Consider the following 22,904-nt stretch of genomic DNA (forward strand, 5'->3'; position numbering starts at 1 on the left):
CGGATTATACCGTCGAATATACCGTCACTAGCAGTTGGTGCAGCGGTTGGGTGTCTTTGTGCCCGTGATTCTGAGTTCGGCAACCCGCCGCCTCTACGTCACCCGGCACGCCCACAGCCCGGCCTTTGGCTTCATGCTCTGCCCATGCGGCTGCGGCGAGACGATCCACCTTCGCTTCATGGGAGAGAGGCGACCGAGATGGTCGCTGGGGAGCCTGTCCGGTCGGGCGACGGTCTTTCCGTCGATCTGGAGACAAGCGGCCTTAACCCTCCCCCATCCGCTCGATCGAGCCATCATATTTGGCGATGGCCAGCAGGCCGAGGATCGAGCAAAAATCCTCAAGCGCGAACATTTCGTTGGTCGTCTTCGTCCTGCCGGATGTCGAACCGTTCTACGAGAAGCGCTGGCTGCATCTCGTCAGGCATGGGGACGAGCGCGACCGGCGGCACCTGGAAACCCACGGTTGTTTCGGAGCTTCGTTCTGGATGATCTCGAGCGACCGTAGCCGTGTGCGCTGGTTGCGACGGCCGCTCAGGAATAGGCGTCCATCCGCCGTCGCACCCGGAAGAAAGGCGCTCGCTGACGAGAGATAGGCGTTAGGGTATAGATAATGGACAATGCGAACCGCATGACCGAGAATGGTCGCCTCGATATCGTCGTCAGCATCGACATAGACGCCTCGAACCAAGTTGACGAGCGACCCGTCCTGCGCCCTGAGATGCGCGCGCTTAGCGTCGATGGATTGATCTACAAAATGGTTGGGCATGGGAATTGTCTCGCATTTGAGATGCGCGTAAATCCCATATCGTGACGCCGTAGGCAGGAATTATCACGCATATCAGATGCGCGATAATTCCTCAAAAGCCACGCATGGGTAGCACACGCTAGAATATGCGCGCGTGCTCCGGCGCCAAGAAGACGTTGTAGCTCAATTCTCAAGAAACCGCGTCACCTCATCCAGCCTTCTCTTGCTACTCGTGGCCAAACACCACTCCATGCACGTCGTCCCGCCTTGCCGCTTCCGACCAATGATCATCGCCCGTGAATATGTCGCATGGCTTTCGCGAGCGCGCGGCCGGGATCGCCAACATGGACCTCGGCCCCCGCACCGACGGGGAGATCGGGGGAGTAGAACTGAGCGAACGTATCCCAACTGCCGATTTTCGCTTCCCACAGAAGCTCATTCGATTTCCATGTTTCCCCACTCGTCTTCAGTCAGCTTAGAGGTCTGAGCGCTCTTGAGGGCACTCGAAACGTCTCATTGCCCTCACTTCCACAGATGGGAATATGCACTCTCGGGAATATGTAGTTTACAAACCCAGTAGTGAGACGAGGGCTCGAGCGGCCCCGTAAACGAGGGCGCCGCCGACGATCGCCGTCAGAACCCAGAACTCGATGGCTAGGCCGGCTTGATTCCACTCCGGTTCGTCGTCATCGGGGAAGGGCATGCCACGATGGGAGCACAAGAAGGCGCGTGTAGGAAAGCGGTTATCGCTCAGCTCTTGGCTTGATGATGTTAGGATACCGCTCGCCGTCGATCACCGGCCCCGCGCGTCTCGCTCGCGCTTCATAGTCCACGGCGATCTCCAGCAGTATCGCGGCAACCGACTTAGACCACGTCTCGCCCGCAAGGTCGCTGTCCGGGAGAAAGGTCCGGTCTGGCGAGCATTTGCTGGCGCTGCTGTCTAATCTCGTTGTCGAGTTTGGCCCAGGCATGTGCATGCCGATCCGCATAGAAGAGGAAAAGCCGTTTCGCCCGGACGCTCTGGCAGTCTTCGAGCAAGCGAGTGACAAGCCGGGGCCGCAAATTGGACAAGCCCTGGAAGATCTCGTCGGCATGGTCGAAGCCGACATTGGCGAGTATCTCGTCAAGCAGCTCGATTATCGCTCGCTCTTCCCCCGCGATCCGGAGAAAATAGTCCCAAGCGTGTGTTCTGGTCGGTTCTGGAGCATTCCCACCGAGGCGGCCGGTTCCAAGTTCGAAGCGCCGCCATTCCACCCCTGCGCAATGTTCTATGAAACAACAATGACCCGATCTGCCCGCTGACAACAGTTTGTGCTGGGCTCAATCCAAAAGCCGACGTTCAACAACGAGCCATCACCGACGCAAAGTTCGGCGTCAGGACCTTGCCGCCATCCTTGAGGCCGTCGAGATGGTCCGACCAGATTGCATCATCCGCACACGCTCGCTCCAATGTTCGCCGCGTACGTAGGCGCGCCGTTCTTGAGCGATCCGTAGGGGCTGATCAAAGTGCGGATAGTCCCTTTACCCGCTCTGCCAAAGCACCCGAGACGGACTCGGGGATCATGCCAGGGAAATCCGTCGGCAATGATTGTTCAACTGAGGAGACAGCGGTCGCTGCGGTATCAATCATGGCATCAATCGCGTCCTTGATCAGCTTCTTCGGCAGGCCCGCCGCTTCGCCGGTCTGCACGAAATGACGGCCAAGGCCCTCGTGAATACAGTAATGCCGGTTCTTCCCGATCGACATGGCCAGCCGGAATTGATTGCGTTCGATCTGGCCGGCGTCGAGGCTCGGCTGGGCGGTCAGCACATCGTAGAGCGGCGTCAGGCGGTAGGTGCCGCCGGGGCCAAGGAAGATACTGAAGTTCTTGGCATGGCCGTCCGTGGCACCGATGAGCCAGAACAGGATCTGCGCCTTGAAGACGGTTGCCTGGTCCTCGGCGGGAGTATCGCTCCCTTTTAGGAGGTCCAGAATCTGGACCAGGTTTGGTCCCCCATCGCTCTGGTATTTGCGCGTGGGTGGCACCGATAACGCCTGACAGAAGTCCTCCTGGGGCAAGCGGATAAGGCGACCGTCCCGGGTCCAGCGGCGGTCGAACCGCTCGATCACAAGGGCCTTGGTCTCGCCGACGGTATGGATCTCGGCATCATTCACCGGAAGGCCGAAGGCGGCCGCGAGCTTCAGGCAGTAATATTCGTTCTCGACGCTGTGGGAGAGGTCAATCCCGTTCGGCAGTTGCCCGATAGGCGTCTTGAAGATGTGTGTGGTCGGCGTCGTACCATGTGGCTTGAACCAGCGACCGTTGAGCCAGAGCAGCGCGGTTTTCTCCTGGCCGCCGGCGACCGAAATGCGGAACTCGTCTTCGCGGGTGAGGCCCAACGGGGCCTGCGCGAGGCCCTTCAGCAGCTTCTCAATCGCCGCCTCGTCCAGCGCCTCGCCGTCGACGGTGATGTCGCCATGGCGTGCGCGATCGCCACTGTCGGCGTCGTCGCCGCCGCCGTCGTCGTCGTCGTCGCCGCCGGTATCGACTGCAGGATGGTGATAGTGATCATCATCGTCGGCTGTCAGGAATTGCAGTGCCCCGACGCAGTCACGGCCGATGGCGGTGAGGAGGCTGTAGGCATCGGCCCCTTCGGCGCCAACCTTCTCGGCAACCCGTTCGCGCAGGGCGTCCGAGTCCGGCAGTAGGTTGTCGAACACGGCCCCGACTTCCGCTCCACGATAGGGGTCCTCGCGGAGGGGCAGTGATAGGGAGGCTGGGAAAGCATGCGACCAGCCGAGCCAGGCCTCATCGTACTGGAACTCAATTGCTCCGCTGGGAGCCTTCCGAAGGTGACCAACGAGCCGATTGTTGAGGAGCACCCGGAGAGGCGGATGGCGTTTCCGCCTCGCCATCAGAATAGGTCCTCAATGTCCGAAGCCGCTCCTTTGGAGCGCGGCACGATCCGCAATTCGAGCTTCAAGGTCGCCAGAACCTTGAGGATGCTGTCGAGCTTTGCGCCGGCATTACCCGCCTCAATCTCCGAAATGGTCGCTTGGCGCAAACCTGCCTTATCGCTCAGCTCACCTTGGCTGAGGCCCATTTGCTTTCGAGCGCGGCGCACGAGATTGCCGAGTTGCTTTGGGGTGCGAGCCAGATCCATCATAGCCTGTCTATACGCTAGGTCGTATAGGAAAGCAATATACGGTGTAGAGTATATTCCACAAATATCCGCTGTAGCGTATAAATCTAATCTATACGCTGAAGCGCATAAAGGTCACCACTCCTCCTCTTCCAAGGATGTGTGGCGGGCTATATTGCAAACCAGACCGGATCGGTAGCGGAGCTTGGTGCCGACGAGGTGGACGATCTGGACCTTCCCGGACTGCGCGAAGGTCGCGATCTCCGCCAGGCGTTTCGCCGGCACGAACACATAAGCGGAGAACTCGTCGCCGCCGACCGAGAGCGTTCCCAAGGATAACGTCCCGAGCCCCGGTTGCTCTTCCAACATTCCTGCGCGCGCGCTCAGCGTGACGCTGACTTTCAGATATTTGCTGTTCTCCGGCCGGATCAGGTCGTCGCTGAAGCTGAACGTCGCGAGCGCGCTATAGGCGCCATGATCCCAGCGGCTCTTCGGATCGCTGACACGAAGGCTGTAATGGTAATCCACGGGCGGAATCTAACGGCAAAAATAAGTATTTGAAAGCAGTATCTTAATCTAGATGCAGTCCCGGCAAGCTGGCCGACTCGAACCGTTTCCAGCCGCTCTTTTGGCGACCCACCGTGGACGCTGCTGGATGATTCTTTCGATCATAAACGACCAACTGAAACAGCCTCCGCGCTGAGCCAAGCCCTCGCCCCCACATCACTGCTAATTGAGGCGCCGACCGAAGACGAACAGGCCAACCTGGTCGATCGCAGTAAGAGCACAGGCCTCATCATTGTCGGACGTGTCGCCTGAAACGCCAATCGCCCCGATCAACTCTCGCCCGTTGGAGATCAGGACGCCGCCGGCGGCGAGAACGATGCGGGCGCCCTCCACTTGGAGAAGGCTGGAGACGAGCGCCGGGCGCTCTGTCGCCATGGCCTCGAGCTCGCGGGAATGTCGGCCCATCTGCAGAGCGCCGTGCGCCTTTGCCCGCGCGACTTCGAACCGAAATGCCGACGCGCCGTTTTGCGAAACGGACGCTATCACTGTCCCATCCGCCGCCAGCGCGACGATGGACACGGGCTTGAGCCCGCGCGTTTGGGCGTCGGTTTCGGCCGCAAGGACCATGTCGAGCGCCTTCTGCAGGGAAAGTGGTGGCCGGCTCATCCGGCATGCCGGACGGACTGGGTGGCCGCGTCGTCCAAGGGGAGCCCGACATCATTTGCGAAGACACGCTGCACATTCTCGGCTGTTGCGGTCAGGACGCGCTGAGCCTTCAGGTCCAGGTCCTTGTCGAAGCGCACTGCCGGAATGGCGAAATTGACTGCGCCAACGACCTTGCCATCGAGCGCGACGGCGCGCGCAATTCCGACCACGCCCTTGGTGAACTCCTCGAGCGAATAGGCGAATCCGGTCGATGCCGCGCGTTCGATTAGGCGTCGAATGTCCTCGATGTCGGTGGTCGTGCGATCGGTGAATGCGACGGGCGTGAGGTTGCGAAGATATGCGTCCCGGACCCGATCCGGCCCGGCCGCCAGTATCGCCCGGCCGGCAGAGACGACGAACAGGGGCGCGCGATCGCCAAGGCGCATCGAATAGCCGAGGGCCTGGCCGCCACTGCGAGTGGCGATCACCTGAGCTTGGTCACCGACGCGTTGGTAGAAAGCGCAGGTTTCGTTGAGATCGCGGCAGGCCGCCTCGAGGTGTGGGGCAACCACCTCCTCCAGCGGCCGTGGTCCCCGTTTCGTCACGAGTTCGCGCACCTTGTCGCCGAGGAGATATCGACCCGTGTCCTCGTCCTGCCGGACATATCCGCGGTTGAGCAGGTTCTTGAGCAGCTGGAATAGGCTGCTCTTCGGGATTGCAAGCGCTTGGGAAAGCTCGGTGAAGGATTGCGCAGTCGGTGTGAATGCCAGCAATTCGAGCAGGTTGAGAACTCTGTCGGCCGACTTGACCGGATTTTCAGCGGCCATATTCGATCTCGGCAGCATTCTCGGAGGGATCGAATCCCAGGAGGGCGCTCATTCGCAATCCAAGCTCCTGATCGACGCGTCGCGGCGCCATTACCAACTGCTCGACCGTGGATCAATTCGTTCAGGCGATTCTCGCCTCGTGCGGTATGGACATGTATGTGAACTATTTTCTATATGTGAACAAGTTTTATGAGGAGGAAGAGCGATGGGCCTGCACGACGATGGCTTAGTCGAAACCGTCGATCGCGAGGCCGAGAAAGGGCGGTTCGAATTTTACGACCGCGCCCGAGCCCAGAATCTCGCGCCGCTCTGGCGGGTCCTGCACGGCCTCGTCACTGCCGAGCCCAAACATGGCGCGGTGCCGGCGCGTTGGCGCTACGAAGATGTACGGCCGTTCTTGATGGAAACCTGCACGCTGATCTCGACGGAGGAGTCTGAACGTCGCGTGCTGGTCCTCGAGAATCCCGGCCTGCCCGGCCAGTCGCGCATTACGCAAAGCCTGTTCTGCGGACTTCAGACCATTCTGCCGGGCGAAGTCGCGCCGGCGCACCGCCATGTCGCGTCGGCCCTGCGGTTCATCGTCGAAGGACGCGACGCCTACACCGCGATCGACGGTGAGCGTACAAACATGCTCCCCGGGGATTTTGTCATCACCCCGTCCTGGACCTGGCACGACCATGGCAACGAATCCGACGGCCCGATGGTGTGGATCGACGGGCTCGACATGCACATTGTCAACCTGCTCGGCGCGAGCTTTCGCGAGAGTTATCCCGACAAGATATTCCCGACCAATCGACCCACCGGCTCGACCCAAGCGATTGCCGGAAGCAACATGTTGCCTGAAGGCTATGATCGGCGCTCGCAGATATCGCCGCTCTTCAGCTATCCCTATAGGGCCGCGCGCGACAGCCTTGAGCAGCTCAGACGGCTGGGGGATCCGGATGCCTGCCATGCCTACAAGCTGAACTATATCAATCCGGTGACCGGGGGCTCGGCGATGCCGACGATCAGCACGTCAATGCAGCTGTTCCCGAAAGGGTATGAAACCCAGACCTATCGCTCCACCTCGGGCACCGTCTTCGCGGTGGTCGAAGGGTCGGGATCGGTGACAATCGCCGGGGAGCGCTTCTCGTTTGCGCCGAAGGACATCTTCGTGGTGCCGAGCTGGGCGCCGTTCACGCTCTCGGCGGCCGAGGACAGCACCATCTTCAGCTTCTCCGATCGCATCGTGCAGGAGAAGCTGGATCTCTTCCGCGAAGTGCGAGGTCAGGCATAAGGTTGAAGATCGCGGGAGGCGGACGGAGCGCGAATGTTGGACATCTGCCTGTTCGCCTAGGATCGATCGGCGCTGACCGCCGAGGCTAGCCGTTCGATCCCGCAAGCTGCCTTTCCAGAGCATCGAGCACCCGGTAGCAGGGCAGAACCTGCGCGACGCTGGCATTGGGCTCCCGGCGCTGGCGTATGGCGGAAACGAATTCGCGGTCCTGCAGCTCGATTCCGTTCAACGAAACGTCGACCTTGCTGACATCCACCGGCTCTTCCTTGCCCGTAACCAGATCGTCGTAGCGCGCGATCCAGGTGCCGTTGTCGCAGATGTAGCGGAAGAAGGTTCCGAGCGGGCCGTCATTGTTGAAGGACAATGAGAGGGTGCAGATCGCACCGCTCTCGCTTTTCAGTTGAATGGACATGTCCATCGCGATGCCGAGCTCGGGATGATGGGGTCCCTCGATTGCATGAGCGGCAACGATCGGTCCCGCCTGATAGGCGAACAGGTCCACCGTGTGCGCGGCATGATGCCACAGCAGATGGTCGGTCCAGGATCGCGACTCCCCCTTGGCGTTGATGTTCTCGCGTCGGAAGAAATACGTCTCGACGTCCATCTGCTGGACGTTGAGCTCGCCAGCGCGGATCTTGCGATGGAGATATTGGTGCGACGGGTTGAACCGGCGGGTGTGCCCGCACATCGCGACCAGACCGGTCTCGCTTTGCCTGGCCACGACGGCTTCCGCGTCCGCAAGGCTGTCGGCAAGCGGGATCTCGACCTGGACATGCTTTCCCGCCTCCAGGCACTGGACCGCCTGGGGGGCATGGAGCTGTGTCGGCGTCGCAAGGATGACCGCCTCTACCCCGTCGAGAGCCAGGCTCTCGCCAAGTTCCGTAGTGGCGTGGGAAATTCCATATTTGGAGGCCACCGTTTGGGTTTGATCCAGTGTCCGGCCGACCAGGCTGACCACTTCCACGCCCTCGATCCTGGCGAGAGCATCGAGATGCTTTTCACCGAAGGCGCCGGCACCGGCGAGAACGATCTTCATGCTGCAGGCTCCAAGACGATGTGGCCGATGGCGGTGTTGCTGCCGGGGACGTGGTAATGGCGATGCAGCTCGCGCGCGCCGCGCCCGAGCGCGCCGCGCATGATCAGCCACATCACCAGCTCGATACCTTCCGAGCCCGCCTCGCGCAGATATTCGATGTGCGGCTTGGTGCGCAGCCCCTCCGCGTCGCGGGTCAGGTCGTCGAGGAACTTCATGTCCCAGGGTTTGTTGATCAGCCCCGCACGCGGGCCTTGGAGCTGGTGGCTCATGCCGCCCGTCCCCCAGATCTGCACATTGAGATCCTCCGGGAAGCTTTCGACGGCGCGCGCGATCGCTTCGCCCAGGAGCCAGCAGCGATTGCCCGAGGGCGGAGGATAGGTGACAACGTTGACCGCAATCGGCACCACGCGCACCGGCCATTGGCCGGGCTGACCGAACATCAGGCTCAACGGGACGGTCAGCCCGTGGTCGACCTCGAGCCGGTTGAGGATGGTCATGTCGAACTCGTCGAGAATGCAGCTCTGCGCGATATGCCAGGCGAGTTCGGCATGACCCTTCACGATCGGCACCGGTCGCGGTCCCCAGCCTTCGTCTGCAATGCCGAATTCCTCCGCACAGCCAATCGCGAAGGTCGGAATGATGTTCATGTCGAAAGCCGACGCATGGTCGTTGTAGACTAGGATGACGACATCGGGCTGCTGCGTCTCTTCCCAATCCTTCGTCCATTGATAGCCGGCGAAGAGAGGCGCCCAATAGGGCTCGTGGCTTTTGCCATTGTCGAGCGCCGCACCGACGGCCGGCACGTGGCTGGTCGCCACGCCCGCAGTGATCCGTGCCATTTCAATATTTTCCCTTAATCGATCGCTGGCCCTCGGGCGAACGGCCACCGGCCAGCATCATCGCCGCATAGTCGGCTTGGCTCATGCCGGTCATGGTGCCGACCGCCTGCTGGTAGCTGATCTCATCCGTGAAGAAGACCTTGGCGAGAAAGTAGATGTTGCCGCCCTCGTCCAGCGCAGCGTTATAGTCGCGCTTCAGCACGGCCTCCTTTTGCGCCTCGGTCATCTGAAATCGGTCCAGATAGGCACGCTCGTCCCCCTTGAATGCCGCCCGGTTTTCGGGCTTCATCAAGGTCATGCACATCTGGTTGAGCCAATAGCCCTGTCGCGCGCGCTTCGCGGTGAAGACCCGTGTGCCGGGTATGTCGTCGAGCTCGGCCAGATATTCGTGGATGTCCTGCTTCACAGGCCTCTTTCCTTCAACTTCGCATCGAGCCGCGGGAAGACGCGCCGGGCATTGCCCTCGAAAATTGCGTGGCGGTCCGCGTCACTGAGCGGCAGCGCATCGATATAGCGCTTGGTGTCGTCGAAATGATGGCCCGTGGTCGGGTCGATGCCGCGCACGGCGCCGACCATCTCGGAACCGAACAGGATATTCTTGGCATCGATCACCTCGGCGAGAAGGTCGATGCCGGGCTGGTGATAGACGCAGGTGTCGAAATAGACGTTGTTCATGACGTGCCCGTCCAGCGCTGGCTGCTTCAACATGTCGGCCAGCCCGCGATAACGCCCCCAATGATAGGGAACGGCGCCTCCGCCATGGGGAATGATGAAGCGCAAGGTCGGGAAGTCGGCGAACAGGTCGCCCTCGATCAATTGCATGAACGCGATCGTATCGGCGGCGATATAGAAGGCGCCGGTCGCGTGCAGCCCCGGATTGCACGACCCTGAGACATGGATCATCGCCGGCACGTCGAGCTCGACCATCTTCTCATAGAACGGATACCAGAAGCGATCGGTGAGCGGGGGACTGGTGAAGTGGCCGCCGCCCGGATCGGGATTGAGATTGCAGCCGATAAATCCAAGCTCGGTGACGCAGCGCTCAAGCTCGGCGATCGACCCGCGCAGGTCGGCCCGCGGGTTTTGCGGCAGCATGCACACCCCGGCGAAAATGTCCGGATAAAGGCGAACGCAGCGCGCGATCAGGTCGTTGTTGGCGCGGGCCCAGGCCTTCGACATCGTCTCGTCGCCGACATGATGCGCCATCGCCGAGGCGCGCGGGCTAAAGATGGTCATGTCGGCGCCGCGCTCGCGGATCATCCGGATCTGGTTCGGCTCCAGCGTCCGGCGAATCTCGTCGTCCGAAATGGCAGGATAAATCGGTGGCGCTTGCCCGACTGGCTGCGCGGCCTTTTGCGCCTCGCGCCAGTCGCCATGCGCCGCGGGCGCTGTCGTGTAGTGACCATGGCAGTCGATGATCATGCCGTCCCGCGCGCTCCTTCAATTTCAGCCAGCTTGACGGCAAGGCCGGCCGGCGAGGGAATGCCAAGCCCGCCCAGGGCCCGCTGCCGCGTGATCGTCCCGCGCGTCATCAACGGCTCTACCCCGAGATCATCGAGTGTGATCGCGACCTCTTCCATCTCGGCGGCCCGGCGCAGGCCATGGACCAGCATACGCTCGAGATTATAGTCCGCCTGCGCCGGCCATTCGCCACCCAGGGAGGCCAGCACCGTCTTCGTCACGCCCGCACGCTCAGCCGCGATCATGGCTTCGGCGGTCAATGCCTCGATCCCCTTCACGATCACCGACCGGATCATCTTGACCGCCGATGCATCGCCAATCCGCGCGCCCGCGACATCGATGTTCGTGAAGCCCGCCGCGGCAAGCGCGTCGCCGCCCGCCGGGGCATGTGGCCCGGCCAGGAGCAAAGGTACGCCAAGCGCCTGCGGGGACACGGGCGCCATGATGGCGACATCGACATAGCGGCCGCCCGCGCCATCGATCTTCGCCGCGGTCATGCGCTTCGTCCCGGGGGCAACCGAATTCATGTCAAGATAGAGGGCACCTTCTTCGATCGCGCTGGCTGCTTCCAGGCCCACGACACTCGCCTGGTCGGCAGTGACGAGGCTCAGGATGACCCGGGCCCGGCGCACGGCCTCACTCGATGTCTCGCAGCCGCGAAGGCGAAGCGCGCGATATTCGATAAGCTTGGCATAGCGGGTCGCCGCCTCGCTCGTCTTGATGTCGAAGACGCGGACCGGCCCTTCCCATCGCGCCGCCCGTGCAAAAGTGCGTGCGGCCTCGCCGAAGCCGATCAGGGACAATCGCTGCATCGGATCGGGCTATCCGCAGGTCATGCCGGTGCCAAATCGGAAAGCCGGACATGATATAAGTTTTGGCGAATTATTCGACGCTCGCCTGCTCCTCCAGAAGGCCCAGCATCGCGCGCTGCAAGGCCGTCGGACGCCAGTCGGCGCGGGTCGTGAATCCGATCGTTCGCATCATTTGCGCGGGGGCATCGCAAAGCCGCACCAGCCAGCCGGCCTCGAGTTCCACGGCAATCTGATCGACGGCCAACAGGGTCAGGAAATCGCTCTCCATCAGGATCTGGCGGATGGTCATTACCGATCCGCATTCCACCGGGACCGGCGGGGGTGCCAATCCGGCCTCGTCGAACATGCGCAGCCACAATCGCCGCAATGGCGTACCACGGGCGGCGATTGCCCATGGGAAGCGCGTCAGATCGTCTGTCGTGGGCTCGCGCCCGGCGAGCGGATGGCCGGCGCGCGCGACCACCACCGGCCGGTCCTTGAGCAGCGGGGCTTGAACGAGATCTGCGGGCGCCACTTCGCGCAATGCGCCGATCATCAGATCGAGTGCGCCGTCGCGCAAAGGTTCAAGCAGTTCGGCATGGGAGCCCTCGACGATCTCGATCGTCGCATCGGGCCATTGTCGATGCAGGGCCATCACCGCCCCGGGCAGGAGACGAGCGCGCGACAGGGGCATGGCCCCGATCGCTACCCGACCCGCCTCACGTCCTTCCAATCGACCCACTTCCGACAGGCCTGCCTCCAGCTCCGCGCGCGCCAGCCGGAACCCGCGGGCCGTGCGGCGCCCGGCCTCGGTCAGGGCAAGACCGCGCCCGCGCCGCTCGACGAGGTTACGCCGCAGCGCCACCGAGAGGTCTCGAACCGCGCGATGCAACGAAGACTGGGAAAGGCCGGTGATGATGCTGGCCCCGACATATGATCCGGCGTCGGCTAGGGCGATGAACGCGCGCACCTCGGCCATCGTGACCCGCGGCGAACCAATCTGGTGGAGCGCGCGGCGGACGCGGGGCGCCAACACCTGCGCGGCGCCAGTCGGTGCCATGCCGATCGGCTGGCGGTCGAACAAAGCCACACCGAGCTGTCCCTCGAGCCGGCTGAGCGCCTGGGTGACTGCGGGCTGGGTGAGGCTGACCGCCTGCGCGGCGGCGCTGATGCTGCCGAGCCGCTCGATCTCGGCTGCGGCGCGCAAGTGTCGCAGGTTGAGGGAGAATATGTCCATCGCTCCTGTCTTAGCGAAAACTTATGGCTCGCGCATAGTTTCGACTTGTTCTCCTCGCGCCGCGCTTTCACCTGATGGTCGAGGAGGCGCGTCATGTCCGGCATCGTCGTTCAGAACATTTTGCGTGCGGACCAGGGGGAGATCGAGGGGCTCGCCGCCTGCGGTGTCGCCACCGTTCACGAGGCGCAGGGCCGGACCGGATTGCTCGCGCCCTATCTGCGGCCGATTTGTCCCGGCTTTCGGATTGCCGGCTCGGCGGTCACGATCTCGGCGCCGCCCGGCGACAATTGGATGCTTCACGTCGCCATCGAGCAATTGCAGTCCGGCGATGTCCTGGTGCTGGCCCCGACCAGCCCGTGCAGCGACGGCTATTTCGGTGACCTGCTGGCCACCTCGGCGATGGCGCGCGGTTGCAGGGGCCTTGTGATCGACGCCGGCGTGCGCGACGTGCGTGATCTGACGCAAATGGGGTTCCCGGTCTGGTCGAAGGACGTCTTTGCACAAGGGACGGTGAAGGCGACGCTCGGCTCGGTGAATGTCCCGATCGTCTGTGCCGGCGCCGCCATCGCGGCTGGCGACGTGATCGTGGCAGATGACGATGGCGTCTGTGTCGTGAAGCGCGCGGAGGCAGCCACGGTGCTGGCAAAGGCCCGGGCGCGCGAAGCGAATGAGGAGACGAAGCGCAAGCGCCTCGCGGCCGGCGAGCTCGGCCTCGACATCTATGAGATGCGTGAGCGCCTGGAGGCGATGGGCCTTAGATATGTCTGAGGGTATCCGCTGCATGTGGATGCGCGCCGGGACATCGAAGGGCGGCTTCTTCCTGGCAGAGGATCTGCCCGAGGACATTCCGACCCGCGACGCTTTTCTGCTGCGCGCAATGGGCTCGCCCGACCCGCGCCAGATTGATGGGATGGGCGGGGCGGATCCGCTCACCTCGAAGGTCGCTCTGGTTTCGAAATCGGAGCGCGAGGGAGTCGATGTCGACTATCTCTTTCTCCAGCTGTTCGTCGATCAGCCGATCGTCACCGACAGCCAGAATTGCGGCAACATGCTCGCCGGTGTCGGCCCCTTTGCGATCGAGCGCGGACTGATTGTGGCAACGCGCGAGGAGACGCGGGTGGCGATCTTCATGGAGAATAGCGGGCAGGTCGCCGTGGCGACGGTGCGGACCCCGGACGGCACCGTGACTTATGCCGGCGACGCCGAGATAAGCGGGGTACCCGGCACCGCCGCACCCATCCCGCTCGCCTTTCGCGACACGGCCGGGGCCACCTGCGGAGCTCTGCTGCCAACCGGCAACGGCGTCGATGAGATTAACGGGGTGGCGGTGACGATGATCGACAACGGCATGCCGTGCGTCGTCATCGCCGCATCGGACATGGGCATCACCGGCTATGAGGATCGCGACACCCTGGATGCCGATGGCGCGATGAAGGCGAGGATCGAGGCGATCCGCCTGAAGGCCGGCCTGCGCATGAATCTCGGCGACATCGCCGAAAAGTCGGTGCCGAAGATGATGCTGGTTTCACCGCCGAGAGAAGGTGGCGCGATTGCCGTGCGCTCGCTCATTCCGCACCGGGTCCATGCGTCGATCGGCGTGCTCGGTGCGGTTACCGTCGCGACGGCCTGCCTGATCGAGGGTTCACCCGCCGCCGCGTTGGCACGCGTGCCGGAGGGCCGCACCAAGTCGCTCGGCGTCGAGCATCCGACCGGGACCACGGAATGCGTGGTGACGGTGGATGAACATGGACAACCCACTGAGGCAGGCATGCTGCGCACCGCACGCAAGCTGATGGATGGGACCGTGTTCGGATGAGCGCCGCCGGCCCGCTCCGCGTCGTCAGCTGGCATCCGTATCCGTCGAAGCCGCGCTATGTTCCGCCGCTGGGAGCGGTCGATGCCCATTGCCACGTCTTTGGTCCAATGGCGGACTTCCCCTTCAGTCCGAAGGCCAAGTATCTGCCCGATGATGCGGGACCGGATATGCTGTTCGCATTGCGCGCCCGGCTCGGCTTCTCGCGAAGCGTCGTCGTTCAGGCAAGCTGCCACGGCACTGACAACCGCGCGACCCTCAATGCCATTGCCAGGTCGGGCGACAGTTGTCGGGGAGTCGCCGTTGTTGATCCTGCCGTGAACGTTGCGGAACTGGAGGCGCTGCACGCCAGCGGCATTCGCGGCGTACGATTCAATTTCCTGAAGCGCCTGGTGGGCGACGCGCCCAAGGACAAGTTCCTGGAGGTGGCCAAGAAGATCGAACCGCTCGGTTGGCACGTCGTCGTCTATTTCGAGGCGGACATCCTGGACGAGATGGTGCCGTTCCTCGAGGCGATCCCGACGATCGTCGTCGTCGATCATATGGGACGCTCGTCGATGAGCGAAGGACCCGAAGGTCCGCAGGTCAGCGCCTTCAAGCAGTTGCTCGACGAGCAGCCCAAGATCTGGACCAAGGTGACCTGCCCCGACCGCCTCTCCGCGGTAGGCGATCCGTGGGACGACTTTGCCGCAGTCGTCCGTCCAATCGTTGAACGCTATCCGGACCGTGTGCTGTGGGGGACCGATTGGCCACATCCGAACATGGAGGCGAACATCCCCGACGACGGTCACCTCGTCGACATGATTCCGCGCATCGCGGTGACCCAGGACCTGCAGCAGAGGCTTCTGGTCGACAATCCCACACGCCTCTATTGGCTCTAGGCCGAGAGTCGGCCGCGATCAGCCCGCCGCCCCGGCCGCCTTTGCCGGGGGAACGGCATAAGGGATCAGGCCGCGCCAATCTTCGCCATCCTTCAACGAGCCACTGGCGCCGTTGATCGTCGCGGCATCGACATGGACGCCGACCGGCTTCTGTCCCGCGGCCGCGCGCTGCGCGCTCTTGAGCAAGCTGCGATAGAGTCGGGCGATCGCCACGTCGGCATGCGACAGCATTTCGCGGGAGCGATCGCGGATCGGCCCACCGGACATCGACACGGCGGCATCTTCCTGGGTGAAGTTCGGAAAGCCGGTGAAATGGCCTCGGCGCATCGCGTCCCTGTCCTGCAGGAAGTTGTTCTCCCGTCGCGGCCGGTCGGGCGAGACGCTCGTTGCGCGCGTCATGCCGAAGTGGACAAGCGTTTCCTCGTCCAATCCGACGAAGGAGAGTTGCTGGCTGCGAAGCGGCTCTAGCCCAAGCGCCTTTTCCGCGCTCCACCACACGTGGAAGAACAATACGCGCTCGTCGTTGATCGGAGTGAACGCGAAGAACAAATCGCCATTCGGGTTGAGCACGAAGCACGGTGACACATAAGGCGCGATCCGGGCTTCGGTCACCGGCTCGGCGCCCCGGTCGTTGCGCCGCAGGGCAACATAGTGGAACCCGAAGTCGGTTTCCTCCGCCTCGAGCCGCGGCGCGGCATCGAACTGCATGTGGTTCGTCTTCTTCGCGAAATCGAGATCCGCCTCGTCGGTCGCCTTCAAGCCGACCGTGTGCAGGATGCTCAGATGCGAGGAATCGACCACGCCTTCCATCAGCTGCAGATAGTTGCAGTTGACCACCGCCACGACCGGAAGACGATGGCTTTCGGGGACATCGAAGAAAGCCCAGTTCGGAAGAGGCGGAGCTTGCGCCGGGTCTCCCAGGTAGACCCAGACCAGGCCACCCGCCTCGCGGATCGAATAGGCGCGCGCGCGAAACCGGTCTTTAAACCGCGGGTCGGCAACGTTCGGAGTCTCGAGCACGGAACCGTCGACGGCGAATTTCCAGCCATGATAGATGCAGCGGATTCCGCATTCCTCTACCCGGCCGAGCAGCAGCGATGCGCCGCGGTGGCAGCAATGTTCGGCGAGCGCTCCAAGGGCGCCCTTGGTGTCGCGGAACACGACGAGGCGTTCGCCGCAAACTTCGACCGGAAAAGGGACGCTATCGGGCTCGGGCAGCTCGGACGAGAGCATCACCGGAAGCCAATAATGGCGGAACGCCTTGCCCATCGGCGCGTCGGGACCGACGCGGCAGATCAGTTCGTTATCGGCTTTACTGAGCATGACGCCTCTCCATCAACAGCTCGAATCCTCGTACAAACGTTTCGATGCCTTGCCCTCAAGGTCGCTCAGGCGGTGCCCGTGCGCGCCACCTTTCCGAATTCGAGGTCGGGCAGGGCGGCGGTTACGCTGACGCCGCCATCGACCGGCATCACCACGCCGTTGACATGCGCGGCGAGGTCGCTCGACATGAACAGCAAGGTCGCGGCGATCTCCTCCGGCGTGGCGGCGCGGCCGATCGGGACGTGCCGGTCGATCTCTTCCCATTGCGCCTTGTCGAGAAGCTCCAGCAGTCGCGGCGTGCGGATGAAACCCGGAGCAACGGCATTCACGCGAATGCCCTTGGGACCAAGCTCGACTGCAGCGCCGCGCACGAGATGATGGAGGGCCGCCTTGGAGGTCCCATAGACGAGCTGGTTCGCGACCGCCCGGTTGCCGGACATCGATCCCACGAACGTGATGGGACCGCCTTGGGGCATCACTTGGGAAGCACCGCGCAGCACGTAGAGCGCATGACGCAACACGATGCCGAGCTGCCATTCGAATTCCTCGTCGGCGAATTCCGCGATCGGCTTGATCCGGGCGACGCCGATGACATCGACGACGCCGTGTATCACGCCCAGCTGCACCTGGGCGGCTTTCAGCACCTTGGCGACGCCGGCGGCGCTGGTCACGTCCGCAGCGCAATGATGGCCACCCACCGCCTCCGCAATCGCGCGCGCCTTGTCCTCCACGATATCGACGCAGAAGACGCGGGCGCCGCACTGCGCCAAGCCATGCGAAATCTGCGCACCGATGCCGTCGCCGGCACCCAGAACGATGAATCCGCGGTCGTCGAGAGACAGCAATGCACGATAGTCGGGAGCTGCGGCAGCCTGCGTCATCTCTTACTCCGGAATGGTCATTTGGTCGGGGCGAGCTGGCTGTCCGCCTTCGCGCTCGGCGCAGGGGAGTCCTGCGTATGCTGCGGAACCAGCTCCTTCCAATGGACGCCCGGCTCGATCATCTGGTCGGGCGCCGCAAGGCGAGTGCAATCCGCATAGTCGGCGCCGCGCGGCATTCGCCCTTTGGCGACGGCCTCCGCCGCTTCGATCAGCAATCGGCGCACCCGGACGACCGCAGCATCGGCCGTCACCAGATGTTCCTTAGTGCGGTCGGCGATCGGACCGGCCGCGACGCCCATGACCGCATCCTCATATGCCACCCCCGGAAAACCGGTCCAGCTGCTCGTCAGTTTGGCGCGGTCCTGGCCCATCTTGTTGGACCAATTGGCCTTGAAGAAATTGTCCTCCTCGGACCAGAAGCGCGCATCGTCGAGGCCCAGGATCTTGCGAAGATGCGGCCGATTGGCCGGCGCATCGCCATGAATGACGATGAAGGTTGCGGTATTGGTGTCGTCTATCGGAACTTCGAAGACCGTGAACAGAACCTTCGCGGCCGGAATGAACCGGATCGTGGGCATGAGGAACGGATAGACCCGCACGTGCATCTCGCGCGATTTGTCGATCTTGCCGTCGCCGCGGCCCTGCTGGCGGAAGGCGGCATAGTGGAAGCCGAACTTCGTGTCCTCGAGCTCCATTTCCGGCGCGTTGTCCTCGACCGCGAATGCCGCCGGATTGAGCGTGTCCGGATTCTGGCTGAAGGACTTTGTCAACCAGCCCGGGCGGGCATCATTGCTATGAAGGATGCCGACATGCGAGCTGTCCGATCCCTGCTCGACCAACTGAAGATAATTCGCCGGCTGGTAGATTCGGAAGATCGTGCGATGGGTGTCTGGTACCTCCATGAAGGCGAAGCGCCGAAACGGAGGCATGGCGTCCTGCGGCCCCATATAAGCCCAAAGCAGCCCGGCTTCCTCATGCACCTTGAAGGCGGGCGCCTTCAGCCGTGCCCGCAAGCGCGGGTCGCAATGATTCGGGGTTTCCTGGATCGTGCCGTCCGCGCCGAACTTCCAGCCATGATACAGGCACCGGATGCCGCGATCCTCGACCCGCCCCACCGCCAGTGAAACGCCGCGGTGCATGCAATATTCTTCCAGGAGGCCGACTTTGCCGTCGGTGTCGCGGAAGGCGACAAGATCCTGGCCGCAATGGCGAACCCGAATCGGGTCGCAATCCGCATGCGGAAGGTCGCTTGAGAGCGCGAATGGCAGCCAGTAGCGCCGCATCACTTCGCCCATCGGAGTGCTGGGTCCGACCTGGCAGAGAAACTGGTTTTCCTGAGGTGTCATATGAATTCCTTCTTCCTCGGAAGATACGTCAATGGGACGGTCGGTCAAGCCCGAACGCGTGTCTTCCCGAAGGCGGCCAGTTCAATCCCGACGACGAGGGCGCTCGTGCATCAAGGCCTATCGTTCTGGAGAGACAGGAAAGTTGCCTGAGAGGCGTCGTGGCATTGCCTTACGAAGACACGCCTCCACCTGCATGGATCGCGTCGAGGCGACATGTCGCTTGCGGGGCGGCATCAAGCATAGCTATAACGAACAACTTCCAGGGAAGATAACAGCCATGCTCAGCCCCGAACAGAATGAGAGGATCACGCGAACCGGCCCCGAGACGTCACTCGGCAAGGGGGTTCGGCGTTATTGGGTTCCCGCGCTGGTGGCGGACCAGCTTCCCGAAGCGGGGGGAGATCCCGTGCGCGTCACCTTGTTCAACGAGGACTTCGTTCTGTTCAGAGCCGGTGATGGCACGCTGGGCATGCTCGACGAACATTGCCGGCATCGCGGCGCTTCCCTCGTCCTGGGGCGCGTCGAAGACTGCGGAATTCGCTGCATCTATCACGGCTGGAAGTTCGCCGCCGATGGAACCGTGCTCGAAACGCCGAACGTCGCGGACCCGAACTTCAAGACGCGCTTCAAGGCGCGCTCCTATCCGATCCGCCAGGCAGGCGGGCTCGCCTGGGTCTATCTCGGGCCCGAAGGGAAGGAGCCACCGTTTCCCCATTGGCCGTGGTTCGACGTGCCGGCGGGCAACATCATCGCGACCAGCCATTTCATCGGATGCAATTTTGTCCAGGTCCTCGAAGGCCTGGTCGATTCCTCGCACCTGGGCATCTTGCACAGCAACGCCCTGGGCGTGTCGTCGGGATCTGATCTCAACTACGCCCAGAAGGTCAGCACGATGCAGTTCGACAAGGCGCCGACCCTTGAGACGCAGGCCACCGAGTTCGGCTTTCGCTATGCCGCGATCCGCAAGATCGATGACCGTGAGTCGGCGCGCATCACCAGCTTCGTCGCGCCGTTTACGGTCGTGAACCCAAACGGGGACGTGGTCACCATCGTGGTGCCGGCCCGGGACGACCTCTCGATCTTTTTCCATGTCTTCTGGAACGAAACCCAGCCGCTGGGCGAGGAGCCGATGCGCAGCGCGCATCTGCGCTTCATCGGCCTCGACCCCGATTCGCTCGATCGGATCGGCGTGCGCGCGCCGGCCGATCCACGCGCCCCGAGCGCGAGCAACCATTTCCATCAGGATCGCGGCGCCATGCACAGCGGCCGAAGCTTCAGCGGCCTGCCGGGCCTGATCGCTGAGGACGTCATCGTCTCCGTCGCCTCCGGCCCACTGCGCGACCGTAGCGCCGAGCGTCTTTCGGTGGCAGACGTGGCGGTGAGCCAGCTCTACCGCACGATTCAGACCGTGGCGGACGCGGGTGATGCCGGTACCGAGCCGCCAGGGGTTGCGGTCGATCCGCAGCGCGACGGCGCGCGCGGCTACGACTTGCACGACATCGCCGAGGTGAACTGGCGGGAGACGGCCTGATGCCGATCATCGAGACGCTGGAGGATGTCACTCCGGCGACGTTGAGCGTAATGGAGCGCACCCGCGATCCGCGGCTGCGCGAGATCCTGGTCGCCCTGGCTGGGCACCTCCATGCATTTGTACGCGAGGTCAAGCTGACCGAGAGCGAGTTTCAACGCGGCGCGGCGCTGGTCGCGGCACTCGGCCAGCAGAGCAACGATCGCCACAACGAGGTCGTCCTGATGGCTGGGTCCCTCGGCCTCTCGCAACTCGTCTGCATGATGAACAATGCCCAAGGCGAGACGTCGGCGTCGCTGCTCGGTCCATTCTGGCGCATGCATTCTCCCCCTGTCGCCAACGGGGAGTCGATCATTCGAACCGAGACCGAAGGCGACCCGTTCTTCATGACGGGAAGGGTGGTCGACACCTCCGGTCGACCCATCGCCGGCGCCGAGATCGACATCTGGCACTCCTCGCCGGGTGGTCTTTATGAGAATGAAGACGAGAGCCAGGCGGACATGAACCTGCGGGGCAAGTTCACGACCGATGCGGACGGTATCTTTGCGTTCCGCAGCATCTTGCCCGCCGGATATCCGATTCCGACGACCGGCGTCGTCGGCCAGCTGCTCCACGCCCAGGGCCGGCATCCCTTTCGCCCGGCCCATGTCCATGCCTTGATCTTCAAGGATGGTTACAAGACGATCTCCGCGCAGGTCTATTTCCCCGGCGATCCGTACATCGAGACCGACGTCCAGTTCGGCGTCACCCGTGCCTTGATGGGCGATTATGTTCGCCACGACGGGCCTCACCCGACCGATCCAAGCGTGTCGGCACCTTGGTGGAGCCTCGATCACCTTTTCGTTATCGAACCCGGTGAGGCAAGGCTGCCGCGCCCACCCATTCGCTGATCCCAGGAGGGGCACACATGATTGAGGCTGAACTCGCTGCGGGCGCCGCAGCGCTGGCTGGCGCGGAATCGCGGCGCGAGAAGATCGCGCAATTGAGCGTGACCTTTCCGGATATCAGGCTGGAGGATGCCTATGAGATCCAGCGACGCTGGATGAAAGGGCGAGTGGAAAACGGCGCTCGGATTGTCGGCCACAAGATTGGTCTCACCTCGCGGGTGATGCAGATGACCTCCAAGATCGACGAACCCGATTATGGCCATCTCCTCAACGACATGCACTATTTCGACGGGGCCACAGTGCCGGTCGGCCGGTTCCTGCAGCCGCGGATAGAAGTTGAGCTCGCCTTCATGCTGGGGCGTCCCGTCAAAGGGCCGAATGCTACCATCTTCGCGGTCCTCGACGCGACCGACTATATTGTGCCGGCGCTAGAGATCATCGACTATCGGACCGAAGTGCCGCGCACGATCTGCGACACGATAGCCGACAACGCGGCAGCGGGCGCATTCATCACCGGGGGACGGGTGGTCCGGCCGCTCGATGTCGATATTCGTTGGATCGGTGCGACCCTGTCGAAGAACGGCGTCATCGAGGAGTCGGGCGTTTCCGCGGCGGTCATGGGGCATCCCGCAATGAGTGTCGCTTGGCTTGCCAATAAGCTCGCGGCGCAAGGAGAGCATCTCGAGGCCGGCCATATCGTGCTCTCGGGATCCTTCACTCGGCCCATCGCCGTGTCCGCCGGCGACACGATCGCTGCCGATTATGGCGCGCTGGGGACGGTCGCGGTCGCCTTCGGATGAGCCAGGCATTCAATCCGTTTAAGGACCGCCTCGCCGAGGCTGAGATGCTGCGGGGCTTGTGGTCAACCCTGGGCAGCGCGGTCGCCATCGAGGTGATCGCGGGCGCCGGATTCGATTGGTTGCTCATCGATATGGAGCATTCGCCGAACGACCCGCTGACCGTGCTCGCGCAATTGCAGGCGGTTTCGGGCTATGTCAGCGCACCGGTCGTGCGGCTTCCCGACAATGATCCGATCCTGTTCAAGCGATTGCTCGACTTCGGCGCGCTGAATTTCATGGTGCCCGATGTGCAGGACGCGGCTCAGGCGAAATCGGCGGTTGCATCGATCCGCTATCCTCCCGCCGGCAATCGTGGGGTTTCGGCCGTGACCCGGGCGACCCGCTTTGGCCGCGTTGCGGACTATCCGCGCTTGAGCGACGCCGGCATCGCGCTCATCGTGCAGATCGAATCCCCTGCAGCGATTGACCGGATCGAGGAGATTGCGGCCGTCGACGGAGTGGACGGCCTGTTCATTGGTCCGGGCGATCTGGCGGCGCGGATGGGTTTCGTCGGTGAGCTCAATCGGACCGAGGTAAAGGAGCGGGTCGAACAGGGCATCCGGCGGATCGTCGCGACGGGCAAGGTAGCCGGGCTATTGACCGCCGACCCGGCCTTCGCGCGCCATTGCCAGGAACTCGGCGCCCGATTGGTGGCGGTGGGGACCGATGCGGGCCTTCTCGCCCGCGCCGCCGACGCGCTCGCCAAGGCTTGAGCGGCCAGCCTTATTGCCGACGGGACGCGATCTCAACCGGAGCGTCGACGCGCTCCACTTGACCGACGTCTCGGACGGCGCCACGCGCCGCGTTTGTGGTGAGGGCGGCGTAAGCGCGAAGTGCAGGCGACACGGCGCGCTTGCGGCCGAGCGGCTTCCAGGCCTTGTCGCCACGTCCGCGCATCGCCTGCTCGCGGCGGGACAGT

At 63.2% G+C, this 22,904-nt stretch carries 25 protein-coding genes and 1 pseudogene; 10 read left to right on the plus strand and 16 right to left on the minus strand.

The genetic code is table 11. The features are described 5' to 3' along the window. Positions 1–133 precede the first annotated feature (133 nt). Together VIR62_RS11905 and VIR62_RS11910 are read left to right on the plus strand one after the other, a co-directional pair. A pseudogene (locus VIR62_RS11905) lies at positions 134–247 on the plus strand (DUF6527 family protein); the annotation flags it as partial. Positions 248–610: 363 nt separating this feature from the next. After that, complete coding sequence (locus VIR62_RS11910) at positions 611–811, plus strand: hypothetical protein (RefSeq protein WP_431871540.1); 201 nt, start codon at positions 611–613, stop codon at positions 809–811. Between the two features lie 798 nt (positions 812–1,609). Here VIR62_RS11910 and VIR62_RS11915 read toward each other — a convergent pair. The 6 genes from VIR62_RS11915 to VIR62_RS11940 form a co-directional block, all read right to left on the minus strand. Continuing rightward, on the minus strand, positions 1,610–1,999 hold the full coding sequence (locus VIR62_RS11915; RefSeq protein WP_431871543.1) for a type IV toxin-antitoxin system AbiEi family antitoxin domain-containing protein: 390 nt from the start codon (positions 1,997–1,999) through the stop codon (positions 1,610–1,612). 247 nt (positions 2,000–2,246) lie between these two features. Then, the gene (locus VIR62_RS11920) at positions 2,247–3,641 is read right to left on the minus strand and encodes a type II toxin-antitoxin system HipA family toxin (RefSeq protein WP_431871545.1); all 1,395 of its coding nucleotides are present in this window, start codon (positions 3,639–3,641) and stop codon (positions 2,247–2,249) included. Further along, positions 3,641–3,892, minus strand: a complete 252-nt coding sequence (locus VIR62_RS11925) for a helix-turn-helix domain-containing protein (RefSeq protein WP_431871547.1) — start codon at positions 3,890–3,892, stop codon at positions 3,641–3,643. Before VIR62_RS11925 ends, VIR62_RS11920 begins: the two co-directional genes overlap by 1 nt. 111 nt (positions 3,893–4,003) lie before the next feature. After that, the gene (locus tag VIR62_RS11930) at positions 4,004–4,396 is read right to left on the minus strand and encodes a hypothetical protein (RefSeq protein ID WP_431871549.1); all 393 of its coding nucleotides are present in this window, start codon (positions 4,394–4,396) and stop codon (positions 4,004–4,006) included. Positions 4,397–4,597: 201 nt separating this feature from the next. Beyond that, positions 4,598–5,041, minus strand: a complete 444-nt coding sequence (locus VIR62_RS11935; RefSeq protein ID WP_431871551.1) for a GlcG/HbpS family heme-binding protein — start codon at positions 5,039–5,041, stop codon at positions 4,598–4,600. After that, positions 5,038–5,847, minus strand: coding sequence for an IclR family transcriptional regulator (locus VIR62_RS11940; RefSeq protein WP_431871553.1), 810 nt, complete (start codon positions 5,845–5,847; stop codon positions 5,038–5,040). Before VIR62_RS11940 ends, VIR62_RS11935 begins: the two co-directional genes overlap by 4 nt. Before the next feature lie 205 nt (positions 5,848–6,052). Here VIR62_RS11940 and gtdA point away from each other — a divergent pair, with 205 nt between their 5' ends. Next, entirely contained in the window at positions 6,053–7,123 is a 1,071-nt protein-coding gene (gene gtdA, locus VIR62_RS11945; RefSeq protein WP_431871554.1) for a gentisate 1,2-dioxygenase, read from the plus strand. Positions 7,124–7,208: 85 nt separating this feature from the next. On the opposite strand, the gene VIR62_RS11950 is transcribed toward gtdA, so the two are convergent. The 6 genes from VIR62_RS11950 to VIR62_RS11975 all read right to left on the minus strand — a co-directional run bounded on the left by VIR62_RS11950 (position 7,209) and on the right by VIR62_RS11975 (position 12,487). Then, on the minus strand, positions 7,209–8,159 hold the full coding sequence (locus tag VIR62_RS11950) for a Gfo/Idh/MocA family oxidoreductase (protein WP_431871556.1): 951 nt from the start codon (positions 8,157–8,159) through the stop codon (positions 7,209–7,211). Then, the gene (locus tag VIR62_RS11955; RefSeq protein ID WP_431871558.1) at positions 8,156–8,998 is read right to left on the minus strand and encodes a class III extradiol dioxygenase subunit beta; all 843 of its coding nucleotides are present in this window, start codon (positions 8,996–8,998) and stop codon (positions 8,156–8,158) included. Before VIR62_RS11955 ends, VIR62_RS11950 begins: the two co-directional genes overlap by 4 nt. 1 nt (position 8,999) lies before the next feature. Next, positions 9,000–9,404: a protocatechuate 4,5-dioxygenase subunit alpha gene (ligA, locus tag VIR62_RS11960; RefSeq protein WP_431871560.1), complete on the minus strand. Its 405-nt coding sequence runs from the start codon at positions 9,402–9,404 to the stop codon at positions 9,000–9,002. Then, positions 9,401–10,420, minus strand: coding sequence for an amidohydrolase family protein (locus VIR62_RS11965; RefSeq protein WP_431871561.1), 1,020 nt, complete (start codon positions 10,418–10,420; stop codon positions 9,401–9,403). Before VIR62_RS11965 ends, ligA begins: the two co-directional genes overlap by 4 nt. Then, a complete protein-coding gene (locus VIR62_RS11970; protein WP_431871563.1) occupies positions 10,417–11,271 on the minus strand; it encodes a DUF1932 domain-containing protein in 855 nt (284 codons plus the stop codon). The genes VIR62_RS11965 and VIR62_RS11970 overlap by 4 nt, the downstream gene beginning before the upstream one ends. A 70-nt stretch (positions 11,272–11,341) precedes the next feature. Further along, entirely contained in the window at positions 11,342–12,487 is a 1,146-nt protein-coding gene (locus VIR62_RS11975; protein WP_431871565.1) for a LysR family transcriptional regulator, read from the minus strand. A 93-nt stretch (positions 12,488–12,580) separates the two neighbouring features. On the opposite strand from VIR62_RS11975, the gene VIR62_RS11980 reads away from it, so the two are divergent. The 3 genes from VIR62_RS11980 to VIR62_RS11990 are packed head-to-tail and all read left to right on the plus strand — an operon-like array spanning position 12,581 to position 15,181. Beyond that, entirely contained in the window at positions 12,581–13,255 is a 675-nt protein-coding gene (locus VIR62_RS11980; RefSeq protein ID WP_431871567.1) for a 4-carboxy-4-hydroxy-2-oxoadipate aldolase/oxaloacetate decarboxylase, read from the plus strand. Next, the gene (locus VIR62_RS11985; protein WP_431871569.1) at positions 13,248–14,303 is read left to right on the plus strand and encodes a 4-oxalomesaconate tautomerase; all 1,056 of its coding nucleotides are present in this window, start codon (positions 13,248–13,250) and stop codon (positions 14,301–14,303) included. Before VIR62_RS11980 ends, VIR62_RS11985 begins: the two co-directional genes overlap by 8 nt. Beyond that, positions 14,300–15,181: an amidohydrolase family protein gene (locus VIR62_RS11990; RefSeq protein WP_431871571.1), complete on the plus strand. Its 882-nt coding sequence runs from the start codon at positions 14,300–14,302 to the stop codon at positions 15,179–15,181. The genes VIR62_RS11985 and VIR62_RS11990 overlap by 4 nt, the downstream gene beginning before the upstream one ends. An 18-nt stretch (positions 15,182–15,199) precedes the next feature. Here VIR62_RS11990 and VIR62_RS11995 read toward each other — a convergent pair whose 3' ends face one another. The 3 genes from VIR62_RS11995 to VIR62_RS12005 all read right to left on the minus strand — a co-directional run bounded on the left by VIR62_RS11995 (position 15,200) and on the right by VIR62_RS12005 (position 18,731). Beyond that, positions 15,200–16,504, minus strand: coding sequence for a Rieske 2Fe-2S domain-containing protein (locus VIR62_RS11995; RefSeq protein ID WP_431871572.1), 1,305 nt, complete (start codon positions 16,502–16,504; stop codon positions 15,200–15,202). A gap of 65 nt (positions 16,505–16,569) precedes the next feature. Continuing rightward, positions 16,570–17,385, minus strand: coding sequence for an SDR family NAD(P)-dependent oxidoreductase (locus VIR62_RS12000; protein WP_431871574.1), 816 nt, complete (start codon positions 17,383–17,385; stop codon positions 16,570–16,572). Between the two features lie 17 nt (positions 17,386–17,402). Further along, positions 17,403–18,731: a Rieske 2Fe-2S domain-containing protein gene (locus VIR62_RS12005; protein ID WP_431871576.1), complete on the minus strand. Its 1,329-nt coding sequence runs from the start codon at positions 18,729–18,731 to the stop codon at positions 17,403–17,405. Between the two features lie 220 nt (positions 18,732–18,951). Between VIR62_RS12005 and VIR62_RS12010 the strand changes: the two genes are divergently transcribed. From VIR62_RS12010 to VIR62_RS12025, 4 genes are read left to right on the plus strand one after another with little or no spacing between them, the layout of a single operon-like run. Further along, on the plus strand, positions 18,952–20,262 hold the full coding sequence (locus VIR62_RS12010) for a Rieske 2Fe-2S domain-containing protein (protein WP_431871578.1): 1,311 nt from the start codon (positions 18,952–18,954) through the stop codon (positions 20,260–20,262). Then, positions 20,262–21,149 (plus strand): dioxygenase, encoded by an 888-nt coding sequence (locus VIR62_RS12015; RefSeq protein ID WP_431871580.1) that lies wholly within the window; start codon positions 20,262–20,264, stop codon positions 21,147–21,149. Before VIR62_RS12010 ends, VIR62_RS12015 begins: the two co-directional genes overlap by 1 nt. A gap of 17 nt (positions 21,150–21,166) precedes the next feature. Then, positions 21,167–21,946 carry a 2-oxo-hept-4-ene-1,7-dioate hydratase gene (gene hpaH / locus VIR62_RS12020; protein ID WP_431871581.1) on the plus strand — a complete coding sequence of 260 codons (780 nt, stop codon included), beginning with the start codon at positions 21,167–21,169 and terminating at the stop codon, positions 21,944–21,946. Further along, positions 21,943–22,698: an HpcH/HpaI aldolase family protein gene (locus VIR62_RS12025; protein WP_431871583.1), complete on the plus strand. Its 756-nt coding sequence runs from the start codon at positions 21,943–21,945 to the stop codon at positions 22,696–22,698. The genes hpaH and VIR62_RS12025 overlap by 4 nt, the downstream gene beginning before the upstream one ends. 10 nt (positions 22,699–22,708) lie before the next feature. On the opposite strand, the gene VIR62_RS12030 is transcribed toward VIR62_RS12025, so the two are convergent. After that, positions 22,709–22,904 (minus strand): hypothetical protein (locus VIR62_RS12030; RefSeq protein ID WP_431871585.1); only part of this gene is annotated, 196 nt, incomplete at its 5' end.

The sequence above is a fragment of the Allosphingosinicella sp. genome, from assembly GCF_036570505.1.
In the GTDB taxonomy this organism is placed as follows: domain Bacteria; phylum Pseudomonadota; class Alphaproteobacteria; order Sphingomonadales; family Sphingomonadaceae; genus Allosphingosinicella.

Excerpts from the sequence above, each read along its gene's own strand:
- VIR62_RS12025 (WP_431871583.1), top strand. The coding sequence starts at position 21,943 with ATGAGCCAGGCATTCAATCCGTTTAAGGACCGCCTCGCCGAGGCTGAG.
- VIR62_RS11965 (WP_431871561.1), bottom strand. The coding sequence starts at position 10,420 with ATGATCATCGACTGCCATGGTCACTACACGACAGCGCCCGCGGCGCAT.
- VIR62_RS11970 (WP_431871563.1), bottom strand. The coding sequence starts at position 11,271 with ATGCAGCGATTGTCCCTGATCGGCTTCGGCGAGGCCGCACGCACTTTT.
- VIR62_RS11955 (WP_431871558.1), bottom strand. The coding sequence starts at position 8,998 with ATGGCACGGATCACTGCGGGCGTGGCGACCAGCCACGTGCCGGCCGTC.
- VIR62_RS11910 (WP_431871540.1), top strand. The coding sequence starts at position 611 with ATGGACAATGCGAACCGCATGACCGAGAATGGTCGCCTCGATATCGTC.
- VIR62_RS12000 (WP_431871574.1), bottom strand. The coding sequence starts at position 17,385 with ATGACGCAGGCTGCCGCAGCTCCCGACTATCGTGCATTGCTGTCTCTC.
- hpaH (WP_431871581.1), top strand. The coding sequence starts at position 21,167 with ATGATTGAGGCTGAACTCGCTGCGGGCGCCGCAGCGCTGGCTGGCGCG.
- VIR62_RS11925 (WP_431871547.1), bottom strand. The coding sequence starts at position 3,892 with ATGATGGATCTGGCTCGCACCCCAAAGCAACTCGGCAATCTCGTGCGC.
- VIR62_RS11990 (WP_431871571.1), top strand. The coding sequence starts at position 14,300 with ATGAGCGCCGCCGGCCCGCTCCGCGTCGTCAGCTGGCATCCGTATCCG.
- VIR62_RS11975 (WP_431871565.1), bottom strand. The coding sequence starts at position 12,487 with ATGGACATATTCTCCCTCAACCTGCGACACTTGCGCGCCGCAGCCGAG.
- VIR62_RS11980 (WP_431871567.1), top strand. The coding sequence starts at position 12,581 with ATGTCCGGCATCGTCGTTCAGAACATTTTGCGTGCGGACCAGGGGGAG.
- VIR62_RS11950 (WP_431871556.1), bottom strand. The coding sequence starts at position 8,159 with ATGAAGATCGTTCTCGCCGGTGCCGGCGCCTTCGGTGAAAAGCATCTC.
- gtdA (WP_431871554.1), top strand. The coding sequence starts at position 6,053 with ATGGGCCTGCACGACGATGGCTTAGTCGAAACCGTCGATCGCGAGGCC.
- VIR62_RS12015 (WP_431871580.1), top strand. The coding sequence starts at position 20,262 with ATGCCGATCATCGAGACGCTGGAGGATGTCACTCCGGCGACGTTGAGC.
- VIR62_RS12005 (WP_431871576.1), bottom strand. The coding sequence starts at position 18,731 with ATGACACCTCAGGAAAACCAGTTTCTCTGCCAGGTCGGACCCAGCACT.
- VIR62_RS11920 (WP_431871545.1), bottom strand. The coding sequence starts at position 3,641 with ATGGCGAGGCGGAAACGCCATCCGCCTCTCCGGGTGCTCCTCAACAAT.
- VIR62_RS11940 (WP_431871553.1), bottom strand. The coding sequence starts at position 5,847 with ATGGCCGCTGAAAATCCGGTCAAGTCGGCCGACAGAGTTCTCAACCTG.
- VIR62_RS11995 (WP_431871572.1), bottom strand. The coding sequence starts at position 16,504 with ATGCTCAGTAAAGCCGATAACGAACTGATCTGCCGCGTCGGTCCCGAC.
- VIR62_RS11935 (WP_431871551.1), bottom strand. The coding sequence starts at position 5,041 with ATGAGCCGGCCACCACTTTCCCTGCAGAAGGCGCTCGACATGGTCCTT.
- VIR62_RS11985 (WP_431871569.1), top strand. The coding sequence starts at position 13,248 with ATGTCTGAGGGTATCCGCTGCATGTGGATGCGCGCCGGGACATCGAAG.